This is a genomic window from Streptomyces sp. NPDC005151 (genome assembly GCF_053599875.1).
Window position 1 is genome coordinate 1 of record NZ_JBSFYR010000191.1, and the last position, 5,586, is coordinate 5,586.

Here is a 5,586-nt window from a genome sequence, read left to right on the forward strand (position 1 = left end):
CACCCCACGCCCGAATCCGCAACCCAGCCCCGACACGGCCTGCACACCCCCGAAACGATCAACCCGAAATCAAGCCGGTGGATCCGGGCTCAGCCGGACTGCGAGATGCCCTGCACGAGCTGGGTCAGGACGCTCAGAATTCCCTGACCGAACTTTGTCGGGGCAATCAGCACCCCCAACGCCAGCACGATGACAACGGTCAGCTTCTCGTCGAACCGGCTTCGAGCCTCCGTACGACGACGCAGCCGCAGAAACACGATGACAGCGAGCAGCACCGCCACATTGATCGTCAGCGCCCAGCCCCGATCGGACTGCTCCGGCTGGGTGGCGCGGCGGCCGATCCGACTACGAACCGCAGGCTGGCGCTCCCGGGCTGAGGAGATTGACGGTGCGACATGCCGTAGTGGGGACATGGGGGCGAGCTGTGGTGAGTACGCGGACCGGCAGAGCTCCGGCGACAGGCCTTCCAGCGGGGTGTGCCGGTCCTGGCGCAGTACATCGCACGGAGCGCCAACGCGCTTTGCAGCCTTGTTGTCACCGGGCAGGCGTAGCCGGCCGGAAGACCTCTGCTTCCCCCTCCCTGCGCCCGCTCCCGAGCCGGAGCCGTCCAGGGAACTTGTGCACGTCCCCCCTCTCTTTCTCCTTCCCGCAGACGATCAGTGCGGTTTCGGAATTCGCCGCCGAACTGCTCAACGCCCGACGGGAGGTAACCGAGTTCGGCCAGGCCATCACGGACGTGGTCCGGTGGCAGGAGAAGGTTCGCTCACCGGCCCTCACCGGTCGATTGCGGCCCGAGACACCCTGTCGGCCGGACATCATGTGGGTCGAGCGGGTTGCTCCACCTCCTCCAGCTGAAGTCCAGCGCGGACCGCCGGGTCCGTGAGTACGGCCGGACGGGAGTGTTCGCGGCGCTCAACGCCCGCCGGGCCTCGGGTTGCCAGGAGGAGGTAATAGGGGTCGTTCCAGAGGTCCCGGCACAGCTCGGGAGACGTTCGGTGCACGTTTCGTGCTCACGTGATGAGCACGGCCGTGACGGCGAGGCCGATGAGAAGGAGCAGGACGTGTCCCAGCGGCAGGCCGTGGTCGCTCGGTGGGCTCGGTTCCGCGGGCCGCAGTTCCGGGTGGGCGTGCAGGGCTGTGATCTCCTCGGCCATGCGGACGTACGACGGGCGCAGTCGCAGTCGTCGTTCGAGGCGCGGCTCCCCCAGCCCCGTCAGATGCCAGGTGCCGCCGTCCGACCGGCGTATCTCTACGCTGCCCTCGTCGGTGTACTCGGCTGCCCGCAGCCGTTCCCATGGGATGTGCCGTACGGTCCAGGCCCCGGTCAGCCACAGACCGGTGCTGTCCGCGGTGGCACGCCAGTTGAGGAGGACGGCCGCGAAGTGGATCCATATCGGCAGTGAGAGCAGGGGGAGGAGGAGGTGCCAGTGGAAGCCGTCCGTCGCGAGGGAGTGCGCGGTGAAGGAGACCCCGGTCGTCACGGCCGCGGTGAGGGCCAGTCCGGCGGTTCGGGCCACAGGGCCCGGCCCCCAGCGCACCGGGCGACCGGTGGGCGCCAGGGTGGCGGCGATGCGGTTGATCCGGGCCCGCCGCTGCGGGCCTGATGAGGTGTCGGAGTCGGTGTCCGTGAGGGTAGTGGCTCCCAGGAGGGGCTTCTTGCCGGTTCGGGGGAGCCGGACCGGGCCGGCGGTGCGGATCACGATCGGGTCCCCTGCCCGGTCCGTGGTGACGAGGACCAGTTCGCCGCCTTCGTAGGGGGCGCCGAGCAGGACCGCTTCGTGCAACCGCGTGTCGACGGAGAATTCCTCCTCGTCCTCCTCCTCGGCTTCGTCTTCGATGCGGTCCACCCGCTCGTCGTCATCGGGGAGCGTCGCCGTGCACAGACAGGTGAAGAGCGCGGTCTGGCCGACTGTGTCATCGGCAGCGTAGACCCAGGTACGTCCTTCATAGTCCGTGCGGTCCAGCACGCGCAGGGCCGGCACCGGTGCGCGGCGCAGCGCCACGGCACGGCGGCGGGCGAGGACGCCCACCGTGAGGAAAGAGAGGCCGGGCAGTCCGGCCGCCAGGACCAGCATCTGCCAGCCGAAGGCGTCGTACGGCTCCGCCACCAGGCGCCGCCACGAGCCGCTCTCCAGCACGGTCACCGTGCTGCCGACGCCGTAGTCCTCGGGGTAGAACGCGTCGACGGTGATGCGCCGTTCGTCATCGGTGCGGACGCGCACCGTCTCCTCGCCGCGGCGGATCACCGTCGCCGTGATGTGCACGGCCCGGTCCGCGTGCCGCTCGTCCGCGCGGATGCCGCTCAGCCCCAAGAGGACCGCACCGGCGGCCACGGCGCACAGGACCAGCCCGGCGGCGAGCGGAAGCCTGCCTCGCACGAGTGGGCCGGCGGGCTCCGGCAACCGATGCCGCACTCCGGCGGCCCGTTCCACGAGCCGCCGCTGCCTGGACCGGGCGGCCAGCCGCTCGCGGGCCGCGGCCCAGCCAAAGCCCAGGGCCCCGATCACGGCGAAGTTCGCGACCTGGGACATCCGGTCGGCGCCCGGCAGCTCTCCCCACGCCACCATGGCCGCCAGCGCGGGCGCTGCGATCAGCGTGAGCTCCGGAAGCCAGGCGAGCCAGTACAACAGGCCGACGGCCAGACCCACTTCCGCCATGCCGCCCCAGTCCGGGCCGCAGGGCGCCGCATCGCTGCACGACGGGACCGGTTCCACCGCGATCGCCCATACGACGGTGATCAGCAGCGCCAGCACGGACCACATGGGCCTGGCCCAGGATGCGGGGCGGGCCCGGGCCCATAGGGCGGCATCGGTGGACGACCAGGCGGGCGTGCCTGCCGGAACGGAGCCCGACGGTATCGGGACGGGGGTTTCGGACACGTGAGGATTATGCGGCAGGAGACCGCCCCCGCCGGACCGGTTCCGCGCGCTGCGGTCTGCGTAGCCGAGACTGCCGCGGCGAACGGGTGGGCGGTCGCTATGGAACGCCACAGGTCCGGCGCCTTCATCGTGCGCGCGGCCGGAGTGCTCGCGCGGAAGTCGGGACCGGTGGCAGGCGAGGTAGTCGCCGTATGGACTGACGGCATGTACGACGTGCGCCGGTCGGACGCGTACGTGGGCGGTCTGCGGCTGGACGACGCAGCGGAGCTGTCACAGGTGCTGACCACGCTCGGCCAGGGCGCGGAGGCAGGGGACATCGTGACGTCCGGTGCGCCCGCGGGTGCCAGTGCGCCGGCACCCGCGGGAGTGTCCGACCCGGGCAGCGTCGAGGCGTGGGAGGGCGACGGCGGCGCGGTGCCGGGCGTCCATGCTCCCCGCCCGGCGGCGCTCCCCCTGGGAATTGACTCGGACGGGTCGAGCGAGGCTCTCCCTCGGGTGGCAGAGCCTGTCCCCGACGCTCCCGCGGTGCCGACACAGGCACCCGTCGAGGAGGTCCTGGCGGAGGCTGACGTGCCCCAGTACCGATTCGGGCGATGTGACGACCGGGGACGCTACCCGGTGGCGGTCGATGGCACGCCGGTTGGGCACGTCTACCGGACTCGCTGCACGTGGTGGGCCCTCGGCCTTGACGAGGAGCGCGCGACCGATCACACCAGCCGCGCGGCGGCGGCCCGACTCGTCGCGCTGGTCGACGTGCGGGCCGCGGCTGAAGCCGATATGGCGCGCAAGATGCGGCGGCGCACCGAGACGCCCGATGGGTGGCGCTTCACCACGTGGGACGCCGTCGGTCCGGGCGACGTCGTCCGGACCCCAGGCCGGTACCAGCCCGTGCAAGAAGGGTTCTCGAACGACGGCCCGTTGTATCCGGAAACGTGGGGCGCCCCGGTGACCTTGACCGGTGTCGAGCATCTGCCCACCGGGTCCGTTGTGGCGCGCGGACAGGAGGAGGGCGCGCCCGCATGGCTCGGGATGGGTGTCCTCCTGTCCACTCCGCAGTTCGCTGAGGTTGGCCTTCTGGTGCCGGAGGCGGCAGCCCCGGCGGAGGCGGCAGCCCCGGCGGAGGCGTACCGGGAGCGGGCACCGCCGGGGAGCAGGCCGACGCCCGGCCCGGGGAGAGGGAGAGGAAGGAAGAGATGCTCTTCCCCCAAGGGGGAAGAGGTGTCGGCAGCGCCGTCCGCTGACCCACACCCGCTGACCTGCAGTGGAACACCTCAGCGAATTCATCGTTGGCAACCCGTTGAGCAACTGGTTAAGCAACCCGTTGCACACCCTGCAAGACCACCAGTTGGGCCACCTGCTAGGCCGCGGTGGATGTGGACCTGCTGCGCCGCGAAGACCGACCCGCGGCGCCGCCCAACGCCGTGATCGGTCCTCCGGTGATTTGGCCAACGGTCAGCGCGACGGGACTTCTGCGCCTGCGAGACGCCGGAGCTGGTCGCGAAGATCGAGGGCAGGGAGCATCCGGCCCTGCCCAGTGGCTTTGTTCACTTCAATCGACAGCGTTTGTTCATGGGTTCCGGCGGCGTTCGGTGATCGTCGGCCCTCTGGATGTTCACGGGAAATGACGGCAGGCATGCTCTGGCGCCTTCTGCTTCGTCCCTCGCCCTGCATCTTGGATCGGTCGTGATCATCCGGCGCATAATGAGCCCTGTCGTCAGCCGCGGGTGGTGGCAGCATGCCGCTTCATGGCCCAGTGCACGCCGTGGGTGAAGCACCCGTGTGGCGCCGCCGCCGAGTGCCGTGACCACACGTTCTTGTTCTCGACGCGGGTGGGTACGGGTGCCGGTGACGCTCATGACGGACGCGGCGTACACACGGTGCACGCGGCAGGCCCGCGACCGGGGGCGCGGGCCTGCCGCCGCGGAGTTGATCGTTCCATCAGGACGAGCGGAGCCCGTATCCCAGAGCGCGCCTCAGCGCGATGTGGGTCAGCCAGGCCATCCCGAAGGTGAAGGGCGCGGCGGTGTTGTCGGAGGGGCCGGGAATTGCGGAGCAGATCGCCATGACGGCGAACGGGATCCAGACCCGGAGCAACGTGTGCTGAACGGCCGCCGAGCCCGGCGCGAGCCTGGTCAGCAAGGGGACGAGGAGCCCGATCACGGCAAACGGAATGGTGAGGCCCGTGTGCTTCGCCGCCTCGAACACCGTCCAGGCGAGCAGGAGGAGGCCGAACACGCTCCAGGCGAAACGTGCGGCCCAGGAGGCCGGACTCGTCGCGGCACTGGCGGTCTCACGCGTCATGGTGACTCTCTCTCCCCGTGTCGTGCGCTTCGCGTGTCGGGTCACTCGCCGTCAGCAGTATGCGGCGTGCCGCCGCTTGCGCGGCGCATCTATCCGACCGCAGGATCCCGTGGATCGCCGGCTTGTAGGTATCCAGCGCGGTCGGCCGCGGCGGCAGCTTCTTCCTCGGCTCCGGCCAGACCGAGTCCACGGCCTTGCGGACCGTCCGCCACGACACGTTGTACTTGCGCTCGATCTCTCGCAGCGTCATGCCGCCGCGGTGGTCGCGCCGGATCGCGGCGCGCAGCTCGATCTTCGACATCTGCGGCATGACTAGTACTACAGGGATAGATCTTGGTGTGCGATTGAGGCAGAATGGTCTGTCGTGAGTGCACGAGGTCGGGATAAGGACGAGCTGGCGGCGGAG

Annotated in this window: 4 protein-coding genes; all 4 read right to left on the bottom strand. The window is 70.3% G+C overall.

Annotated features, from left to right (window positions below; translation table 11 throughout):
* Positions 1 to 89: 89 nt before the first annotated feature.
* The 4 genes from ACWD6R_RS39605 to ACWD6R_RS39620 all read right to left on the bottom strand — a co-directional run bounded on the left by ACWD6R_RS39605 (position 90) and on the right by ACWD6R_RS39620 (position 5,490).
* On the bottom strand, positions 90 to 293 hold the full coding sequence (locus ACWD6R_RS39605) for a hypothetical protein (RefSeq protein WP_451823195.1): 204 nt from the start codon (positions 291 to 293) through the stop codon (positions 90 to 92).
* A 717-nt stretch (positions 294 to 1,010) separates the two neighbouring features.
* Positions 1,011 to 2,879 (bottom strand): hypothetical protein, encoded by a 1,869-nt coding sequence (locus ACWD6R_RS39610; protein WP_451823192.1) that lies wholly within the window; start codon positions 2,877 to 2,879, stop codon positions 1,011 to 1,013.
* Between the two features lie 1,938 nt (positions 2,880 to 4,817).
* Positions 4,818 to 5,180 carry a hypothetical protein gene (locus ACWD6R_RS39615; RefSeq protein WP_451823193.1) on the bottom strand — a complete coding sequence of 121 codons (363 nt, stop codon included), beginning with the start codon at positions 5,178 to 5,180 and terminating at the stop codon, positions 4,818 to 4,820.
* Positions 5,170 to 5,490 (bottom strand): hypothetical protein, encoded by a 321-nt coding sequence (locus ACWD6R_RS39620; RefSeq protein WP_451823194.1) that lies wholly within the window; start codon positions 5,488 to 5,490, stop codon positions 5,170 to 5,172. The genes ACWD6R_RS39615 and ACWD6R_RS39620 overlap by 11 nt, the downstream gene beginning before the upstream one ends.
* Between the last annotated feature and the right edge of the window lie 96 nt (positions 5,491 to 5,586).

Excerpts from the sequence above, each read along its gene's own strand:
- ACWD6R_RS39615 (WP_451823193.1), bottom strand. The coding sequence starts at position 5,180 with ATGACGCGTGAGACCGCCAGTGCCGCGACGAGTCCGGCCTCCTGGGCC.
- ACWD6R_RS39620 (WP_451823194.1), bottom strand. The coding sequence starts at position 5,490 with ATGCCGCAGATGTCGAAGATCGAGCTGCGCGCCGCGATCCGGCGCGAC.